Origin of the sequence: Bartonella kosoyi, assembly GCF_003606325.2 — a bacterium.
GTDB classification, from domain to species: domain Bacteria; phylum Pseudomonadota; class Alphaproteobacteria; order Rhizobiales; family Rhizobiaceae; genus Bartonella; species Bartonella kosoyi.
The window spans coordinates 1007935-1025561 of record NZ_CP031843.2 but is presented as its reverse complement, the minus strand read 5'-3'; the positions used below and the strand labels follow the sequence as shown (position 1 = coordinate 1025561).

23 protein-coding genes, 1 tRNA gene and 2 pseudogenes are annotated in these 17627 nt (G+C 36.4%); 11 read left to right on the top strand and 15 right to left on the bottom strand.

Features of this window, described 5'->3' with window-relative positions:
* Positions 1-72: 72 nt before the first annotated feature.
* From D1093_RS04495 to D1093_RS04485, 3 genes are all read right to left on the bottom strand, one after another.
* The gene (locus D1093_RS04495) at positions 73-1494 is read right to left on the bottom strand and encodes a hypothetical protein (RefSeq protein ID WP_120100916.1); all 1422 of its coding nucleotides are present in this window, start codon (positions 1492-1494) and stop codon (positions 73-75) included.
* 234 nt (positions 1495-1728) lie between these two features.
* Positions 1729-3021: an adenylosuccinate synthase gene (locus D1093_RS04490; RefSeq protein WP_120100914.1), complete on the bottom strand. Its 1293-nt coding sequence runs from the start codon at positions 3019-3021 to the stop codon at positions 1729-1731.
* A gap of 380 nt (positions 3022-3401) precedes the next feature.
* Entirely contained in the window at positions 3402-4565 is a 1164-nt protein-coding gene (locus D1093_RS04485) for a phosphoserine transaminase (RefSeq protein WP_120100913.1), read from the bottom strand.
* 402 nt (positions 4566-4967) lie between these two features.
* Between D1093_RS04485 and D1093_RS04480 the strand changes: the two genes are divergently transcribed.
* Positions 4968-5043 (top strand) — tRNA-Phe (locus D1093_RS04480).
* Between the two features lie 99 nt (positions 5044-5142).
* On the opposite strand, the pseudogene D1093_RS04475 reads toward D1093_RS04480, so the two are convergent.
* The 10 genes and pseudogenes from D1093_RS04475 to D1093_RS04430 all read right to left on the bottom strand — a co-directional run bounded on the left by D1093_RS04475 (position 5143) and on the right by D1093_RS04430 (position 10559).
* Positions 5143-5349, bottom strand: a pseudogene (locus D1093_RS04475) (helix-turn-helix transcriptional regulator).
* A gap of 78 nt (positions 5350-5427) precedes the next feature.
* Entirely contained in the window at positions 5428-6051 is a 624-nt protein-coding gene (locus tag D1093_RS04470; protein ID WP_120100621.1) for a lambda exonuclease family protein, read from the bottom strand.
* A gap of 1 nt (position 6052) precedes the next feature.
* Positions 6053-6874 (bottom strand): ERF family protein, encoded by an 822-nt coding sequence (locus tag D1093_RS04465; RefSeq protein WP_120102330.1) that lies wholly within the window; start codon positions 6872-6874, stop codon positions 6053-6055.
* A gap of 75 nt (positions 6875-6949) precedes the next feature.
* Positions 6950-7450 (bottom strand): LbetaH domain-containing protein, encoded by a 501-nt coding sequence (locus D1093_RS04460; RefSeq protein WP_120100911.1) that lies wholly within the window; start codon positions 7448-7450, stop codon positions 6950-6952.
* Positions 7444-7845, bottom strand: a complete 402-nt coding sequence (locus D1093_RS04455; protein WP_120100910.1) for a hypothetical protein — start codon at positions 7843-7845, stop codon at positions 7444-7446. Before D1093_RS04455 ends, D1093_RS04460 begins: the two co-directional genes overlap by 7 nt.
* Before the next feature lie 11 nt (positions 7846-7856).
* Positions 7857-8174: a hypothetical protein gene (locus tag D1093_RS04450; RefSeq protein ID WP_120100908.1), complete on the bottom strand. Its 318-nt coding sequence runs from the start codon at positions 8172-8174 to the stop codon at positions 7857-7859.
* Positions 8175-8186: 12 nt separating this feature from the next.
* Positions 8187-8915, bottom strand: coding sequence for a Rha family transcriptional regulator (locus D1093_RS04445; RefSeq protein ID WP_120100906.1), 729 nt, complete (start codon positions 8913-8915; stop codon positions 8187-8189).
* A gap of 72 nt (positions 8916-8987) precedes the next feature.
* Positions 8988-9344, bottom strand: coding sequence for an antA/AntB antirepressor family protein (locus D1093_RS04440; RefSeq protein WP_120100905.1), 357 nt, complete (start codon positions 9342-9344; stop codon positions 8988-8990).
* 64 nt (positions 9345-9408) lie between these two features.
* Positions 9409-9789 (bottom strand): hypothetical protein, encoded by a 381-nt coding sequence (locus D1093_RS04435; protein ID WP_120100904.1) that lies wholly within the window; start codon positions 9787-9789, stop codon positions 9409-9411.
* 167 nt (positions 9790-9956) lie between these two features.
* Positions 9957-10559, bottom strand: a complete 603-nt coding sequence (locus D1093_RS04430) for a S24 family peptidase (protein ID WP_120100902.1) — start codon at positions 10557-10559, stop codon at positions 9957-9959.
* A 101-nt stretch (positions 10560-10660) separates the two neighbouring features.
* On the opposite strand from D1093_RS04430, the gene D1093_RS04425 reads away from it, so the two are divergent.
* From D1093_RS04425 to D1093_RS04385, 9 genes are all read left to right on the top strand, one after another.
* Positions 10661-10900 (top strand): helix-turn-helix transcriptional regulator, encoded by a 240-nt coding sequence (locus D1093_RS04425; protein WP_120100901.1) that lies wholly within the window; start codon positions 10661-10663, stop codon positions 10898-10900.
* 16 nt (positions 10901-10916) lie between these two features.
* Positions 10917-11351 carry a hypothetical protein gene (locus tag D1093_RS04420; protein WP_120100899.1) on the top strand — a complete coding sequence of 145 codons (435 nt, stop codon included), beginning with the start codon at positions 10917-10919 and terminating at the stop codon, positions 11349-11351.
* Positions 11352-11431: 80 nt separating this feature from the next.
* Positions 11432-11908: a crossover junction endodeoxyribonuclease RuvC gene (locus tag D1093_RS04415; RefSeq protein WP_120100898.1), complete on the top strand. Its 477-nt coding sequence runs from the start codon at positions 11432-11434 to the stop codon at positions 11906-11908.
* Positions 11901-12248, top strand: coding sequence for a YdaU family protein (locus tag D1093_RS04410; RefSeq protein ID WP_012231588.1), 348 nt, complete (start codon positions 11901-11903; stop codon positions 12246-12248). The genes D1093_RS04415 and D1093_RS04410 overlap by 8 nt, the downstream gene beginning before the upstream one ends.
* A complete protein-coding gene (locus D1093_RS04405; RefSeq protein ID WP_150222265.1) occupies positions 12238-13419 on the top strand; it encodes a DUF1376 domain-containing protein in 1182 nt (393 codons plus the stop codon). Before D1093_RS04410 ends, D1093_RS04405 begins: the two co-directional genes overlap by 11 nt.
* Complete coding sequence (locus D1093_RS04400) at positions 13397-13747, top strand: hypothetical protein (protein ID WP_244614019.1); 351 nt, start codon at positions 13397-13399, stop codon at positions 13745-13747. Before D1093_RS04405 ends, D1093_RS04400 begins: the two co-directional genes overlap by 23 nt.
* Before the next feature lie 169 nt (positions 13748-13916).
* The gene (locus D1093_RS04395) at positions 13917-14264 is read left to right on the top strand and encodes a hypothetical protein (RefSeq protein WP_120100893.1); all 348 of its coding nucleotides are present in this window, start codon (positions 13917-13919) and stop codon (positions 14262-14264) included.
* Complete coding sequence (locus tag D1093_RS04390) at positions 14251-14766, top strand: hypothetical protein (RefSeq protein WP_120102329.1); 516 nt, start codon at positions 14251-14253, stop codon at positions 14764-14766. Before D1093_RS04395 ends, D1093_RS04390 begins: the two co-directional genes overlap by 14 nt.
* A gap of 581 nt (positions 14767-15347) precedes the next feature.
* Complete coding sequence (locus tag D1093_RS04385) at positions 15348-15878, top strand: antA/AntB antirepressor family protein (RefSeq protein ID WP_120100892.1); 531 nt, start codon at positions 15348-15350, stop codon at positions 15876-15878.
* Positions 15879-15926: 48 nt separating this feature from the next.
* Here the strand turns inward: D1093_RS04385 and D1093_RS04380 are convergent, their stop codons facing one another.
* Complete coding sequence (locus tag D1093_RS04380; protein WP_120100890.1) at positions 15927-16355, bottom strand: type II toxin-antitoxin system HicB family antitoxin; 429 nt, start codon at positions 16353-16355, stop codon at positions 15927-15929.
* Positions 16356-16424: 69 nt separating this feature from the next.
* The gene (locus D1093_RS04375; protein ID WP_120100889.1) at positions 16425-16616 is read right to left on the bottom strand and encodes a hypothetical protein; all 192 of its coding nucleotides are present in this window, start codon (positions 16614-16616) and stop codon (positions 16425-16427) included.
* A gap of 238 nt (positions 16617-16854) precedes the next feature.
* On the opposite strand from D1093_RS04375, the pseudogene ssb reads away from it, so the two are divergent.
* Positions 16855-17315 (top strand): annotated as a pseudogene (ssb, locus tag D1093_RS04370) (single-stranded DNA-binding protein).
* The last annotated feature ends 312 nt before the right edge of the window (positions 17316-17627 follow it).

Below are 17627 nucleotides of genomic sequence, written 5' to 3'. Positions count from 1 at the left end.
CTTTATTGAGTACGTTTAGATATAACGGATAAAAAACAGATGGTAAGAAATAACCTTTTATCTTATTTGTATCTATGTTTTATTTTTTTGATCAAGAACTATTAACTTATCTTGTTGTGCAAGCCATTGTCCAATAACTTCATTAAAAATAGATTCACCTGTCGGACCTTTTGCAAAGGTTAATTCATTTGTACGTCCATTTTTATCCGTTAACACCAAACGCATCCAATTTAATTTTCGCATCAATTGTAAATTTCCGTCTATAAATGGCTGATTCCTACTCAATGCAACAAGAAAAAAATCATCGTTAATCTTTGCAGAAATAGCCCTTGTTAACCCCTGCCCAATGGATTGTTCACTTGCTTTAAAGGTTAATGCTTGAACATTGCTTATAGCTTTGCCTGAAAATTTATCAGAAAGAATAAAAATAAGATCCATCATATATGCAGCAGGAAATGACCGATCGGTATTACGACGTAAAATTAACCGTAATGATAGCCCTTCATCGGGAATTGTTATATCACCTTGTATAGCCATTTCTTCTGGAGCCCCCTTTACATGCGATTCCCTTATAAGCGTCCAGCGAGCGCTTCCCGTTGCTACCTTTTCTGCATCATAATCTGTCCGTGCCTGATAAAAAACAGCCTCCCCCGATTTTGAAAGCGATTGCAAATTGCTGGCAACAACTGTTGAGATTCCTTCTTCATCGAAAGAATCTGCCGCTTGTTTTAAACCAACATCAATTTCACTCCCATCCTCTAATAAGCGTTGTGTTAACTTTCTCTTAACCGAAAGTTTCTTTGATAATCCGTGAGAAGCTTCAAGGTTTTCTCCTAACAATTGATGATCATTTGATACAAATACACGCTCCCCAATAAAAAAAAGACCAACTGTTAAAACAACAAAGCTCACAACAGAAATAACACTTATCACAATACGCCTTTGCACCAATGATTTATTAGCACGACGTAAAGCTTGAGAAAAAATATGTGAAACAATATGCGGATTATCTTCTTGTGAAGGAGAAACCTTTAACGCATAGCGATTAACATGCTCAGACGATACATAAGCCTCCATATTAACAGGTTCTGCCTCTGGCATATTCGATACATAAGGATCATCAAAGACCTTGTTATCCTTTGAACATGTAACAAAATCCTGCTTGCTTTTTATATTTATCCCTGAAAATTCATTATTCTTTGGTAAGATAGCTTCTTTTGTACATTTTTTATCTTCATTGATATTTGTGGAATTCCACCCAATAACTGAAGAAAGCAACTTCTTTTCAACTGCTAAATATTCTTCTTCAACAGTTGTAATAGAATTTTGAAGAATCTTTCTTTGCTCATCTACTATTTCTTGCGGTATTTTTGCTGTTAAAAATTGATGTTCTAATGTTTCGATAGCCCGTTTATAAATCCGCTTGCGCACTTGTGGTGTAACATTATTTTGCGCATTAATCGCCTTTTTTAAGATTCCAACGAAATCTACCATTTCCTCTATAATCTCTCTTAAACTGAGAAAAGAAACCCCAGCCCTAAAGCCAAAAAATTTTTTAGCCTCATAAATTAATTGTCATTTATATTGGTGCAACTATCGTGATAGTGTAAAATGAATATGAAAAATAAACAATGTTATTTTACACCTTCCTCTCACGCGCTCTTAAAAACGCTCTTTGTTAAAAGCCACAAAAATGAACAAAGAATCTATACGGAAACCTAAAAACAATCACCAATTTGCAAAGGGATCTGTAATAAGAATAGTATCTTCACGTTCTGGGCTTGTGGATAATAAAGCTACTTTTGTATTAATCAGTTCTTCGATATAGCGTATATATTTAACAGCCTGCACTGGTAAATCTTCCCATCTCAATGTATGAGCTGTTTTTTCTTTCCAACCTTCTAATGTTTCATAAATAGGCTCTACACGGGCTTGAGCCCCCATGGAAGAAGGTAAATAACCGATCTTTCTACCATCAAGCTCATAACCAATACAAATTTTTATTTCATCCAAACCATCCAGAACATCAAGTTTTGTCAATGCTATACCTTGAACACCACAAATCGCTGCCATCTGACGAACTAAAACTGCATCAAACCAACCACATCGACGCTTGCGACCCGTTACGACACCAAATTCATGCCCACGTGTCCCAAGAAATTCACCAATATCATTTATCTGCTCTGTCGGAAACGGCCCTTCTCCAACACGTGTAGTATAAGCTTTTGCAATACCCAAAACATAATGAATGACTCCAGGTCCCATCCCAGATCCTGTACATGCCTGCCCAGCAACTGTATTTGATGATGTTACATAAGGATAAGTTCCAAAATCGTTATCGAGTAAAGCACCTTGCGCGCCTTCAAAAAGAATGTGTTTTCCCTCCCGATAACATTCATCTAAAAGACGCCACGTACAATCCATAAAGGGCAGAATTTTATCAGCAACTTGCATCAATTCATCATAAAGCGCTTGAGAATCAATCTCTGCAACACCCATCCCACGACGCAAAGCATTATGATGCCTCAAAAGCCGCTCAATCTTAGCCATCAGCGTATCTTTTTCTGCTAAATCCATCACTCGGATAGCACGACGCCCCACTTTATCTTCATAAGCCGGTCCAATACCACGCTTTGTTGTCCCAATCTTTAAACCCGATAAACCGCTTTCTCGAATTGCATCAAGATCACGGTGCAAAGAAAGAATTAAGGGAGCATTTTCAGCAATCCGTAAAATTTCTGGGGTAATTTTTACCCCCTGATCACATAGTTTTTTTAATTCTGCAACAAAATGATGAGGATCAACAACGACACCATTACCAATGATTGATAACTTCCCACGAACTAAACCAGACGGTAAAAGTGATAATTTATAACTCACTCCATCAATAACCAATGTGTGGCCAGCATTATGCCCCCCCTGATATCTCACCACGATATCTGCGCGTTCAGACAACCAATCTACAATTTTACCTTTGCCTTCATCACCCCATTGTGTACCCACAACAACTACATTGGCCATAATTTTCTCCGTCGTGTTTGGTCAAAAAAACCAGCATCCAAAAACAAATACTTCCTTATAGCGAAACCTTAGAGCAAGTGCGACTCCTCATTTCAGATTTTTCTCAATCTTCAAGGAATTAATTTTTTTCATTTATGATAATAAAGATAAACAAATACCCCAGTATTCTAAATCTGTCATTTTTGCTCCAAAAAGTGAAAAATTAGAGCTTTTATTCTTTAGCCAACAGCTAACAAAGTATTTATTTTCCCTCTTAAGCTTTTATAATTCATGTCAATTATTTAGAAGCTGTTTGTCTAATATAAGGATACGAAAGATCATCATGATCTTTCGTATCCTTTTTTTGTCGAAAAATCTGTTGTGAAAATCACCTGCATTATTTAAAGGTGTGCCTTTTCAACTTGGAATGCCCATTCAAGCCATTGTGTTAAAATTTCAAGATCGGAAGCTTCAATTGTTATACCCGCCCAAATTCGAAGCCCAGGAGGAGCATCACGATAGGAACTGATATCATAAGCAACACCTTCCTCAGCAAGACGATTTACAACCGCTTTTATAAAAGATATTCGTTTTTCAGTTTCTAAAGCATTAATCACTGGATCCACAATATCTAAACAAATAGATGTGTTAGAACGCACTTCAGGATCTTTTGCCAGATATTCTAACCATGGCGTTTTACGAACAAAAGCATCAAGTACAGAAAAATTTTTTTCAACCCTTGCTCTTAATGCCGCTGCGCCTCCTAGAGATTTTGCCCACTTCAACCCATCAAGAAAATCCTCTACACAAAGCATAGAAGGCGTATTGATTATCTTTCCTTTAAAAATATCTTCGTTCAGTTTTCCATTTTTTGTCATACAGAAAAGTTGAGGCATAGGCCAAGCTGGAACATGATTCTCAAGCCTCTCAACAGCACGAGGACTTAAAATCACCATACCATGTGCTGCTTCACCTCCCAAAACTTTTTGCCACGAAAAGGTCACAACATCTAATTTTGAAAAATCAAGATATTGTGCAAAAGCAGCTGATGTTGCATCACAAATAGTCAATCCTGCCCGCTTGTCCGGAATAAAATCCGCATTAGGAATACGCACACCAGAAGTTGTGCCATTCCATGTAAAAACAACATCACGATCAAAATCAAGTTGTGTTAAGTCTGGTATTTCACCATAAGGGGCTTCAAAACGACGCACATCAGAAAGCTTTAATTGTTCAACAACATCTTTATTCCACCCAAATCCAAAACTTTCCCACGCCGCCATATCAATGCCACGCTCACCTAATAAAGACCATAGAGAAGCTTCAACAGCACCAGTATCTGAACCTGGCATAATTCCTATACGATGATCAGAAGGAACTTCAAGAATCTCACGGGTTAAATTAACAACTTCAGCAAGTTTTAATTCTGCTTCCCTTGATCTATGCGAACGCCCAACTAATGCATTTTTAAGAACATCAAAACTCCAACCAGGCCGTTTGCTACAAGGACCTGAAGAAAAATTAGTATTATTGGGATGATTGCTTGGTTTTTGTAACATTATCATTATTTCTCCCCTTTTAAAATATTTTGCTTCCTTTATAAAGAAAAACAAATTGTTATAAAGACTCATCAAGCGTCTTTTTAGAAAAAAGTCAAAAATGTTTTCTATTATTTCGTAGGCTTAAAATTCACGGAAACTTTGTAAAAAAATCTTTCTTAATCACGCCTCTCTCTTGATTCTTTTAATTTTTTTCGTATCAGCACCACGATAATATAGCATTCTGATAACAATAGACTAATGTATCACAACATACCTATCAAGTTTATTTTATGATAAAGATTTATTGATAACTCTCTAGAATAGAGAGATAAACTTATTAAAAAATCAATTATTTTTCTTTTGATGACTGGACAGAGAAAATTTTAATGTTATAACCGCACACGCTCTATATTTTTTGTAAAGCATGCCCAGATAGCTCAGTAGGTAGAGCAGCGGACTGAAAATCCGCGTGTCCGTGGTTCGAATCCGCGTCTGGGCACCACCTTTTATTTTTAACATATTGAAATATATACTTTTTCCATTTGATTCTCTGTTTTTAGTCCACCTTTTAGAACACCTTCTACGGTTTATACAATTTTACCTAATTTGTTGTTATTTGCTCCGTATTTTTCTTTGGAGTAAAGGCTAGAATCTCTTTTTTTTCTCCACCTTACGGCTCTCCCTAGCTTATATGGCTCTGGAAATATACTCCTTGGAGTACCCAATTGCGAATCGTTGTTGTCAACACACTAAAAAGCTGTGCACATTCACGGGTTGTTACATATCTATCGCCATCATCAAATATCATCTTATTGCCTTTCTATTTTTATATTATTTATTACTTAAATGGGTGGGGGTGCTGGGAGGAGAGAGCACCCCCATAACTTCATGCAGCTTTTGTCGAGATCTTTTCCATCTCTTGCTCTATTTCCTCTAAAAAGACTTCAACCGCTTGATTGATCTGTTCAATTTGTTCTTCATCACGGTAGATGCGTTTGATTTTCATGCGCAAGTGAAGTGATTTGCCTACAAAATGCGGATTATAGCTAATGAAATCACACCATTTTCGTCCAGTGCAAGCCATTTGGAACTGCATTTGCGCACTATATTCGGGCTTTATATTGTCATCTATAAAAAAGCGCAGGTGAGTATTTGTTTGCGGGCATTTGACTTCAACTAAACCGTCATCACCAATAAAACCATCAGGGCTTGCACCAGCCATTTTGATTGTGGGATGTTCGATAAATCCGCATCTTGTGACAATCGTGTCATAAATGAATTCATATTCTTTTAGGGCATCTTCTTCATGTTCAATGCCCCATTGCATAGCAGGTGTCGTATAAAACTGGTTTACTTTCTCTGCTAATCGCTCTGTCATAAGTTGGATTTTATAGTTCTCATATTTGCTTGTAGGGGTTCCCCTCGCTGTTTTACTGAGTACATTATAAACGTTTGATGCGGTGACTTTGCCTAGACGGGCTTGAAACCATTCTTCTGTTCTTTGTTTCATTTCACACCGCCGTTTGTTGTTGTGTTGGTGCATATTCAATATCTTGTATAGGTGCGTCTATCTTCTTTTGTTGTGGAAGAGATTGTTCTTTTGGAGCCTTTTGCTTGTTTTGTTTATCTTTCAAAAGATGCAAAACGATTTGGGCTTGTCCCTCAGACATATCCGTAAGATTTTTGACTTTAACATAATCAAGTACCTTTGCTTCTTCTGATTGGGTTTGCACTATGAGTCTTCTGATTTCATTGATTTGCTGCGGAAATGCCTTTTTGATAGGAGCGTTTCCATCTGTATCATCATCTTCACTCACAATATTAAGAAGCATACCTAAGAGATATCTACGTGCGTAAGTGATTGTAGAACCAACTGCTTGTATGTTATTTTTACTCCCTGTAGTGTCAAAAGGAAATGTTCCTTGTGTTGATATTTCATTGCCTGATATATGCTTTAAAGTCATTTCTACAGTTATGCCATTTGAATTCTGCTCTTTGATACGAGAAAACAAGGAAAAGCGATATTTTGAAAGACTATCCTTTATGGCATCAAGATATTTATCAAGCGTAGCATATTGGCTATTTGTATGGGTGTTTGTAGCATTTTTATGTATTTTTTGATATTCCATTTGCATAATAGAAAGATCACGGACAAAATTCTTGCGCTCTTGTCGTTCTATCTCCTTTTCTCGTAACTCGAGAAGGCTCTTGAGACGGTCCAGATCGACATCATTTTCTAAAGCTCTTTCTAAAATAAGTTCCATAGCTGTAGATTTGACTTCACAATTGTTTGTTTTGTTTACTTCTGTTAAGTTCGTGTTTTGTTCATTCATTTTGCTTTCCTCCATTGCGCGCAATTCCCCCGTGGCGTGAATCACGCTTGTGTTAAAAGTTGTTTGGTTTGGTTGTTAGATTTTTATATCTTGAGGAATTCTCGTGTTTCCGTTAATATTAGCTAATCCACAAACCTCGGCATTTTGAGAAATCTTAACTTCGTCATAAATACGAGCATTCTCATAAACTTTTGCATCTCCAAAAATCTCAACATTTCCCACGAAACAGCCCGATATAATAGCATTATCATAAATTTTTACATTGTTATAAATGCGAGCAGGACCCATAATATAGGTATTTCCAAAAACCTCTACATTGTCATAAACACGTGCATTGCCATAAACCTTAGCATTCTCATAAATCTTGGCATTGCCGTAAACATATCCAGTTGCACAGGGTATATATGAACCACCTACCCAACAATTGCCCTCATGGCTAAGATTTCCTTCATTTTCAATAAAACCACCTAGATCTCCTTTTTTAACATCTCCAAAGTCTCTCAATGCTCTAATTCGGTGAAGAGTTTTTCCATCAACTTCGATTGTCTCATCAGTCAGTTCGTATTTTTTCACCATGCTTTTTCTCCAGTGGACATGATATTATCGCCATCAATATCCGCATCACGATAAATTTTTGCGTTACCATAAATACGTGCATTACCGGAAACCGTTGCCATTCCATAAACTTCGGCAAAACCGTAAACATGTGCATTATGTTTAATTCGTGCACTACCATAAACTTCAGCATCATCATAAACTTGAGCATTATCGTAAACGCAAGCACAAGATAAGACGAATGCATTACCACCTACCCAGCAATTACCATGATGCGATAGGTTGTTTTCATTTTCTATAAAGCCGCCTAAATTACCTTTTTTAATAACTCCAAAGTCTCTTAAAGCGCGGATACGGTGAAGAGTTACCCCTTTAAACTCAGCTTTCTCATCAGTAAGTTCGTATTTCTTTTCCATGATTTATCCCCCTACCTTAAAATAGCGTCACTTCCATAAAATGCTGTATCTCCGGCTACTATGGCATTACCACGAACTTTTGCGTTATTATAAACTTCGGCATCATCATAAACCTTGGCATTTTCAGAGATATATGCATTTTGATAAACACAAGCATTGCCTCCAACCCAGCAATTATCATCATGGCTAAGATTCCATTCACTCTCGACAAAGCCTCCAAGGTCGCCTTCTTTGACATCATCAAAATCTTTTAAGGCGCGTATGCGATAAAGCGTTGTTCCATCAACTTTGATTGTTTCATCAGTGAGTTTATATTTCTTTTTTATCATAATGCCCTCCTCTTAATGCATGCTTTGTCTTTTAAGCTCTTGAGACAACAGCCCCATGCCTTTTGCTGTGATTTTTGCGCAAGGAATGACTTTTTCTATTCCACTGGCGGTTTGAAGTGTGATGGTTGGACAATCCATCAGTTGCTTTTGGATTTTGTCTTGATAAGGGAGTAAATTTCCCCCTGCTGCACGTCTGTAAATCCAACCTTTTTGCTGTAAAAATTGAATGAATTGTTTTGGTTGCATCTCGAGTATTTTCGCGGCTTCAGTAAGACCAAAGAGCCCATCATGGCGCTGTAAACTTTCAAGTGCCATGGCTTTTGGTGTTAAATCTTCAATAATGCTGTCTTTTTGATCTATTTGCCCTTGGAGGTAATTCAAAAAGCCAATCATAGCTTTTGGACTTGAATAGTCGATTTGTGGTGTTACTGCTTGCTTTTCCAATTCTTGCCAACGGTCTATAATCCTAGCACGTAATGCCATGTTGTAACCCGAAACTAAGATGAGGCATTCACGTTTGGGGAGATGGTAGCAGTTTTGGGGCTTGCCTTGTTTGTCTAAATAGGTGGATCCAAATTTGGATTGACCCTCTTCAGGGTATAATTCCCCTAACATTTGCCTAATATCACGCATAATGTGTGCATGTTGCTTACCACATAGTTCAGCAATTTCACGACTGGACATAGTTTGAACAGTTTTGTTATTAAAATTGCTTTTGGCCGTTGTGACAAAATTATGCATAATGGACTCCTTTAAGAAGCTTGTATTTTTTTTCATATGTTCTAATAAAATTCTGCATCATCACTTCCTAAATTAATAAAAACACAAGTCTTGGTATAATATTCTGCCATAGTTTCTATGGCGCTCTGCTTGAGCGATTTTCTTTGCTGCGTGAATTTTGAAGTGATGATTATCAGTTTTATCTGTTTCTATTTCAGATTTTGGACAAATCTTTTTTTTGTTCCATTCTTGTTTTGTAAAAACAAAATCCACACCTTCTTTTAGATCAAGCTTTTCAACACAATCATTAAACCAAGTATTAAAATCTTGTTTTAAATTTAAGTACCTATGCATGACATGGGCATTGACCATTTGGACATAACCAATACTATTGTCTGCCTCGTTTTCAGGTATGAGATATCCTTCACTATCATTATCATGTGTGTTCATAAGTTTACTCTAATCAATTATTGATGGGAAAAGGGGGCGCTTTTTCAAACGCCCTTAAGAGTTTTTAAAGCACATCACAAGGACGCAAACGGTGCTGTTGTTCGTAAGTACCGTACATTTCATCTTCATATTCACACCGTTTGATATCATCTAAAAAAACACCGTATGCAGAACTATGTAGAACAAAATCATGGGTGATACCTCCTTCAAAACACTCTTCTTCATACTTTTTAAGGTATAATTCAGCAGCATCTTCAGAGATATCTTCGCACCGGTTATTTGTTGGTTCGATACGGAAAATTTCCACCGCATTATCGACGTGGTCGATAAATTTGATCACTTCCTTTTCTTCGAAAAAAGGTCCATATTTAGCGAGATTTTGATCTTCATCTTCGCAGATGACTAAGAGAATTTCATTAGAATTTATAAGAATTGGCTTTTCCATAATTTCTCCTCCCTAACGCCCCTTGGCAATTGCTTGTGTTAATTTATATAATACTTATACGCAAACGTATAAATTAAATCAAGAAAAAAATTACAAATATTTCACTTTTTTTGCATTTCTGTATAAATATCGTCTTTAGAATGATAGAATCAAAAGCTTTATAGGGATTATTTCATAAGTGGACGATAAGATTTACGTGGTAGTATTGCAACTATTTCTCCAACCCATTTTATCTTAGCATTTTTAATAGGGTCTGCATTCCATGATTTAAGTACAATGCCCTCTAGAGAACGAGTAATTTGTTTGATGAATCGCCTATTATCTTCTGTTAGAACAACAACTTCATCACCATAATAATCGCTTACTGGCTTTGTTTGCAGATGTTTAACTACAATTAAATCACCATCTTTATACACAGGATACATGGAATCTCCACGAACCATGAAACCTAATGCTTCAAAAGGTAAATCAAATGGTATTTCAACTGTCTCAAGCCCATCTTCTGGAATTTGTTCAACATCTGTATCAATCTCTAGTCCTGCTCCTACATACCCCATAATAGGAACGAGTGTAGTAATTTGGTTATAGCCCTTTAAGCTTTTATATAGTTCTAGAATTGCATCTCTATGTGAACCTCTAGGATCTGACTCGCTCCCCAACCATCTTGATATGGTTGCTTGGGTTACATTTAATCTCTCTGCAAGATCTTGTTGGCTGAGACCAAATTCAGATTGCAATACTTGCAATGTAGCAATGATGTTTTTTGTCATAATTAATCACTTATGATTTTTAAATTTAAAAAAATCTATTGTTTTTTTAAATAAATTGTATACAATTGCGTATATGGTTAAAAATAATGGATTCAATTCAAATGGGCACAGAGGAAAAATTAAAGATTAAATCTATCCGAAAGTGTTTATCTCTAACACAAAAGGAATTAGCAGACCTTTTAGGCGTTAAGCAAGCTTCTGTTTGTCGTTGGGAACAAGGCAAAGGATTATCATTAAAAAGTTATCTGAAACTACAACAATTAAAGAACAGTTCTATGCCTGCTTTTACTATTGCTTCTACAGACAACAACAAACACCCACAGCATAATTCACAGGCTTAAAGAAGAAAGATCAGAGATGATAGATGTCCCGCATATCACTATAAGTAAAGTCAAGTTGATTAATCTTGTTAATAAGATTGGACGTGAAGACATATATTATGGTGTTCGCTCGCCTAATCAGACATGTGAAAGTTGCATAGATCCCTCATCAACAGGTTATCTTGTCTATATACTGCAAAATATTTTTGCGCGTGATGATAGAAATTATTTTCCGTTATTGCCATACGATGATTTTAATCAATGGTTTTCATCTGCCTTTACGCAAGCTTTTACAACTTGGTTTGATAATTATTTTTCTCAAGATTTGTCATCTTTTCATCGCCTAAATGAGCTACTTTTGTTTACAGCTTTAGTCGAAAGTAATCTTGGCTTCTTAAGGGATGACCTCATCAAAAAAAGAGAAGAAGAAATCAAATTAATAAATGATGCGTGTAGTGTGCGTCTGAATTGAGTTAATCCACTTTTTTAAACTTATGATTACGCGCTCTGTCACAGCACGCATATAAATACGTAGAGCCTAAGGGGGGGATTATGATCAATAACACGCGAACCATTCTCTGTCTTGATCTAGGTATCAAGACTGGCTGGGCTATTTGTGGTGCTGATGGTCACATCGTCAGTGGTGTCATGAATTTCCAGCCACGTCGTTTTGAAGGCGGTGGTATGCGTTACTTACGCTTTAAGAGATGTCTATCAGAAATAAAGCAGGCAGTAGGCGGCATTGATGCCGTGTATTTTGAAGAAGTACGCCGGCATATCGGTACTGATGCAGCCCATGTGTATGGCGGTTTGTTAGCAACCTTAACGGCGTGGTGTGAACATCATCAGATACCGTATGAAGGCATTCCTGTTAGCACAATTAAGAAAGCAACGACAGGAAAAGGAAACGCCTCAAAAGTAGAAATGATTAAGGCGATGTATGCAAAAGGGCACGCGCCTGAAGATGATAATGAAGCAGATGCTTTAGCAATTTTATATTTAAAGAAAGAAGGGGGCACACATGTCTAATGGTATGCCATGGATAAGATTCCATTTGTATGACTGGATAAGTGGTACAGATGGAATGACATTGGAGCAAAGGGGGGCTTATATGACGCTTCTCGTTCGCATGTATGATAAAAAAGCACCAATTAAAACAGACTTTCAAACGCTTGCACGCGCTTGCAATTGTTCGCAGAAAAAATTTGCAACGATTGTCGAATATCTCATGAGAAATGATAAACTTATTGAGATAGATGGCGGATTGTGGAATACGCGTGTTGAAGAAGAGCTTAATAACTTCAGTGAAGAGCTAGATAATTTTACCTCTAATAATAATGAAGAAAAGGAGGTAAAATATGTCAACTAAATTGGCTTGGACGAGACTTAATACAGACCAGTGGCTATTTAAACTCTCTGATTTACCACCTATGGAAGTCAATGTTTATGTGAAGTTACGGATAAGAATGTTACACACGCGTGAGCCTCTTTTGAATGATGCAGGAATATTATCTCATTTTACTTGTTGTTCAGTAAAAAGATTTGAAAAGGCGTTAAATTACTTATTTAGATCTGGGCACATCATTTCTTTAGAAGATGGTCGTTTGTGGAGTTCAGATGTTGAGGAAGAACTCAATAACTCAAATGAAAATATAAATAAATTTTCAGAGAGAGCAAAGAAGGCAGCACAGGCAAAATGGGAAAAACATCATAAAGCAAAAACAATGAGTGATGCTAAAAATGCTAAGCATGATGCTAACGGTATGCTTAAGGATGCTAAGCATGATGCTTGTGGGGATTTTAGCAATGCACAAGCAATGCTTAATGATGCCATTAACAATAACAATAACATATATAATAAAAAAACTAATACTATCGTATTAGCAAAAAAAGAAATTGGTTCTGAAAATTTAGAAACAACTGATTTGGTTCACGAACCAATCGAGGTTGATGCTGTTGAAAGCCAATCAGAACAAATCGAAACATCATCAGAAAACCAACCACCCATTCACGAGCAGACAAGCGTTCCCAAAAAAGCCAAGCGGTCAAAAGCTAATCGAGAGTGTTTTTTGCCTGATGATTTCGAACCTAATTTGCAATACGCAATCGACAAAGGATTAACGCATGATGAGGCGTTATTAGAATTCGAAAGATTTAAACTTCATTGGCAAAATAATCCAAATCGAAATGCTAAAAAAAGTGATTGGCAAAAGGCATGGTACAAGTGGATTACACACCAAGAATATGGATTGCTAGCCAAGAAACGAGAAAAATTAGAAAGGGAAAAACGCTATGCGAATGAACGCTATAAGCAACCAGCAAACAACTTCTCCAGCAACCTCGCAGAAAGCTTCAGTGACCTCAAAGCAGCAATCTATGCTGGCGATACTTACGGATCAGAATGCAGCAGAAATACAGAGACTATCAGTTCATTTGAAAGAACTTGCAAAGAGGGTGGACCGGAGTTGGTATCCTCGGATCTCTATGAGAGGAAAGCCGTTGACGCAGGAGGAAGAAGTGCAAACTTTGCAAGATTGTAACCGCTTACAAACACTGCTTTCACGGCAAGTTACAGTTGAACATATCGGGGCGGCAGCTTATTTGCTTTCTGGTCTCAAAATACCGGCAAATACAGACTCTGATGTTATCGCTTTGAACTATAGCATAGCGTTAGCAGACGCTTCAGAGCACGCTCTTAAACGAGCTGTTAAGGACGTTATACGTGGAGAAGCAAAGGGGTTATCAAAAACCTTTATGCCAACAGGGGCAGAGCTTGCAGATTATTGCAGAAATTTGAAAGCAGATCTTTTGTCAGAAGCATCAGTTGTAAAATTGTATTTAACGTCACCTAATAGAACAGCAAAATAGTGAAAAGTGCTGATGGTTTTGAGATTAGATATATGGGTTTAAACAGCTAAAAAAGTACCGTACAAAGCGATTTAAAGATTTTATGATGAAAACCACATCCGCAATACAAAACGCCTTGTACGGTCAAGTTTGAGATAAATAAACCCATAGGTAAAGTTAGGATTAAAACATGCCCATTTTAAAACATTTATCCTTAATAAACCGTAAAAAGCCCATGCAAAAAAAGTTTATCGCAACGGCTGTTGGGTATGTTCCTTGGGGAGACGGAGCAGCAGAGTATTTTTACAACCTCTACGAATATGAAGACGGCATAAGAGAGTGTGAAAAGTTTGACGGTGGTCAGTATTACACCATACCAGAAAAGGCAGATTTTAGCACCAAAGCGCAAGTAAAAGCATGGGTTTATGGTGGCAATTTGCCAAAAAGCGTTCTTAATTACGAACCTCTCATAGATGACATCAACAGAGAGATTAAAAAACTATCGAAAACCGCAGGAAATGAAAATGTTTACAGATAAGCAACTAAGAGCCTTGTTTGGCATTATAGTTTTTATATTTTTATGCTTTTTAGATATCAAAAAAAATCCCTATTTTATTCAAAGTATTTTGATATTTGCCTCTTTTGGTTTGATAATAATAACAAATATTTTTGTAATTTTATGCAATTCTCATATTCCTTTTGAATTGCAAAATAATCCAAAATATAAACATGATGATACAACGGGTTGGGTGATCCTAACACGTGATTTACAACAATATATGCACCGAATTTTAAATCTAATAATTTTAGCACTTGTCGTTTTAATTTTTCCAAATAGTTATGAAGAGGCTGTTTCTTTGCCTGTCACTTCTAAGCACGTGGAACACCAGTTTTCTTTTTCATTGGATACCGTATTTGGGTATTTAGACATTGTGCTTTGGTACTACTTTTTATGCTGTGTATTGTTTCTTATGTTTCGTACACGCAGTTTAATAAATATATCCATCTACATACTACAGTCTTGTACTAAAAAGCCATAGTAAAATCTCCGATTTATAAGACTGTTTTGGTTAATCGGTATTGTATCTTCTTAACATCGATTGATGAAATCAACAAATTATTGGAAGTTTCTTGACAACGTTGCAACAATGTGTCTATTGTCGAATCAAGTTGCCTAACAAACACTTAAGCGATTAGCGGATAGATTACGATACAATCTTTTCTCCGCACATTGAAGGTTTTGACTCGTTATATGCGTGTAGCATATAGTGGTCTTGTCGGGTGTAGTTACACTATACAATACCTTTATGGGAAAAGTGTAACGACGGACTAATCGCCGTGTTTGTTAGCGCCTGGCATTCTTTAGAGTGTCATTACTTTTAGGATTTTTCAAAAAATAATTGACAGTTTCTGTGAACAGCGATAGTCTGATTGGCAGGCTTAAAACACCTCGTAACTAATCGGTTCAACGGTATCCCGAAAGATCTGTTGCCCATCATAAAAAATTTTGTCCAGGGTCTTCGTGTGTATGTCCAAGGATAACCTAAAGATACGAAGGACTGTATTAGTTCGGTTGTTTTAGCCCTGGATACTTTAACTTATAAAACAAAGGACTAATAAGATGAACACTCTAATTAAAATATCAGAACAAGCTGTTGGACAAGAAACTGTGCAAACTGTTAACGCACGTGAATTATATATGTTCTTAGAAGTTAACTCTAAATTTGCAGATTGGATTGTACGCCGTATTAAAGAATATGGATTTTTGGAAAATCAAGATTATGGTTTTACGTTTCTCAAAAATGAGAAACGTAAAAATGTTATAAGTAAAGAATATCATATCACACTAAACATGGCGAAAGAACTCTCAATGGTTGAACGCAATGAGAAAGGCAGACAAGCTCGTCGTTACTTTATTGAGTGTGAGAAAAAGTTAAAAAGCCAATCTGTTGATTATGACCATGATACACGCTTTGATTTTCCAAAAGATTGGGATAAAATGTCTCCAACTAAAAAGGCTGTTTACATTTATGGTCCTCTCCACATGCATCTTGTTAAAGCCTTTACATTGGTAGAAGAAAGCGAACAGTATAAAACACTCATTGAAGAAGCAAAACAGGTTTTAGAAAAATCTGTTTTAAAAGCTGCTTAGATTTAAAAACATGATTTTATCTTCTCGTCTTCAAAGGCGAGGAGATAGTTAAGCTGCATCTTTTATTGTAATAACGACTTGCTTGCCAAGAACACTCAGTGCTTGCTCTAAAGTTTGAAGCTTCGTTGGATACTTGGGATCAAGAATGCGTCTTGCTTCTGTTTCTTTTTTACCCAAACGATGTGCCAATTCTGTTTTTGTAATATTCGCTTCATTAAAGGCTTCTACCACTGCAAGCTTAAGAGCATTCCACGCATCTACCGTAACCTCTACAAGACCTTTATATTGCTGTGGTACAGGTAAAGGTAGACCACGCATAGAATAGCTCCGTAATGCCAACCCTAAAGCTTCAACAGCATTCTCTATTGCCTCTGCTCTATTTTCTCCAGCTGTTATTGCTTCAGGTACATCCGGAAAAGTCACAACAAAACCACCATCCGGATCAGTTTCAAATTTTGCTTGATACGTATATTCCATGTTTAGGTCTCCTCACTATGATCAAAATGCTTTTGAAACGAAAAACTAAAAGAGTCTGAATTACAAATTTCATATTTCCAATTGTTTTTTTATTATCTTCACGTAAAGTGGCGTTAATTCACCCGATTTTATAACAGTTGTATTGTCTCCAAAAGTTACCAAATAATGTGACCCTTTGCCTGCATCTGGAGCTTCACTGTAATGAAGACCTCTTTTTCTGGCTTCTTTGCGTAACTCTCTAAGCAGCGCTTCTCGTTTCATTTAGCCTCCCCTTAATTCCATAAAACCAATATCGTACAAAAAGGTTCGATTGTCAATAATAAATCGAACAAAAAAGCTTTGCCTTTTTATAACACAGCTATTTAGTGAGTTTATCAAATAAAATTATAATGCAATACTTTAAAAAACTGTTATTAATTAACTGAAATAATTGAAAAAATAAACAAATTATGATAAGATTTTACGTATATAAAATGCAAATCAAATGGAACTTACAAACATGTTGAATAAAGTGATCTTAATTGGCTATTTAGGGGCAGATCCCGAAAGCAAAACAATGAATTCTGGTGCCGAAATAGTCAATTTTAGGTTGGCTACTTCTGAAAGCTATACAGATAAAAATACACAGCAAAAAGTAGGGAAAACAGAATGGCATTCCGTGGTGGTTTTTAATCCACATTTGGCAAAAATTGCTCTTCAATACTTAAACAAAGGTTCAAAGGTTTACATAGAAGGCAAATTACAAACCCGTAAATGGCAAGATAAAAACGGTATTGACCGTTACACAACAGAGATCGTCTTATCACAATATAAAAAGGTGAGTTAAAATAAAAAGGTGAGTTAAAGCTCTTAAACGGAAAAAATAACGATAATCAAGAGCCATTATCTACTTATGACAGAAGTTTCCAACAACCTCTTGATACGCCTCATGCTGTTATAAATGATGATGTTCCTTTTTGATGTTAATGAGTAAATTCGATTCTTTGCAAATAACTATACAGAATAATATGCTTATGCAACAAGCATTGTTAGGGAATAAGGGTAATGATGTACCTGCTACTGGTTTTGAAATAGCGATAATCATTGTAGTTATGTTGACATTCGTTGTGTTTGTTTGGGGACTTGCGAATGATAAAATAAAGATAAGCATACTAACTATAATTATCGGTCTCTCTTTATTCACGTGGTTATTTATTTGGATAACGCTTTGATTTATAATGATAATTCACTGTTTTGTATGTTGAATGAGAGTCCCGAATAACCTAAGATTCT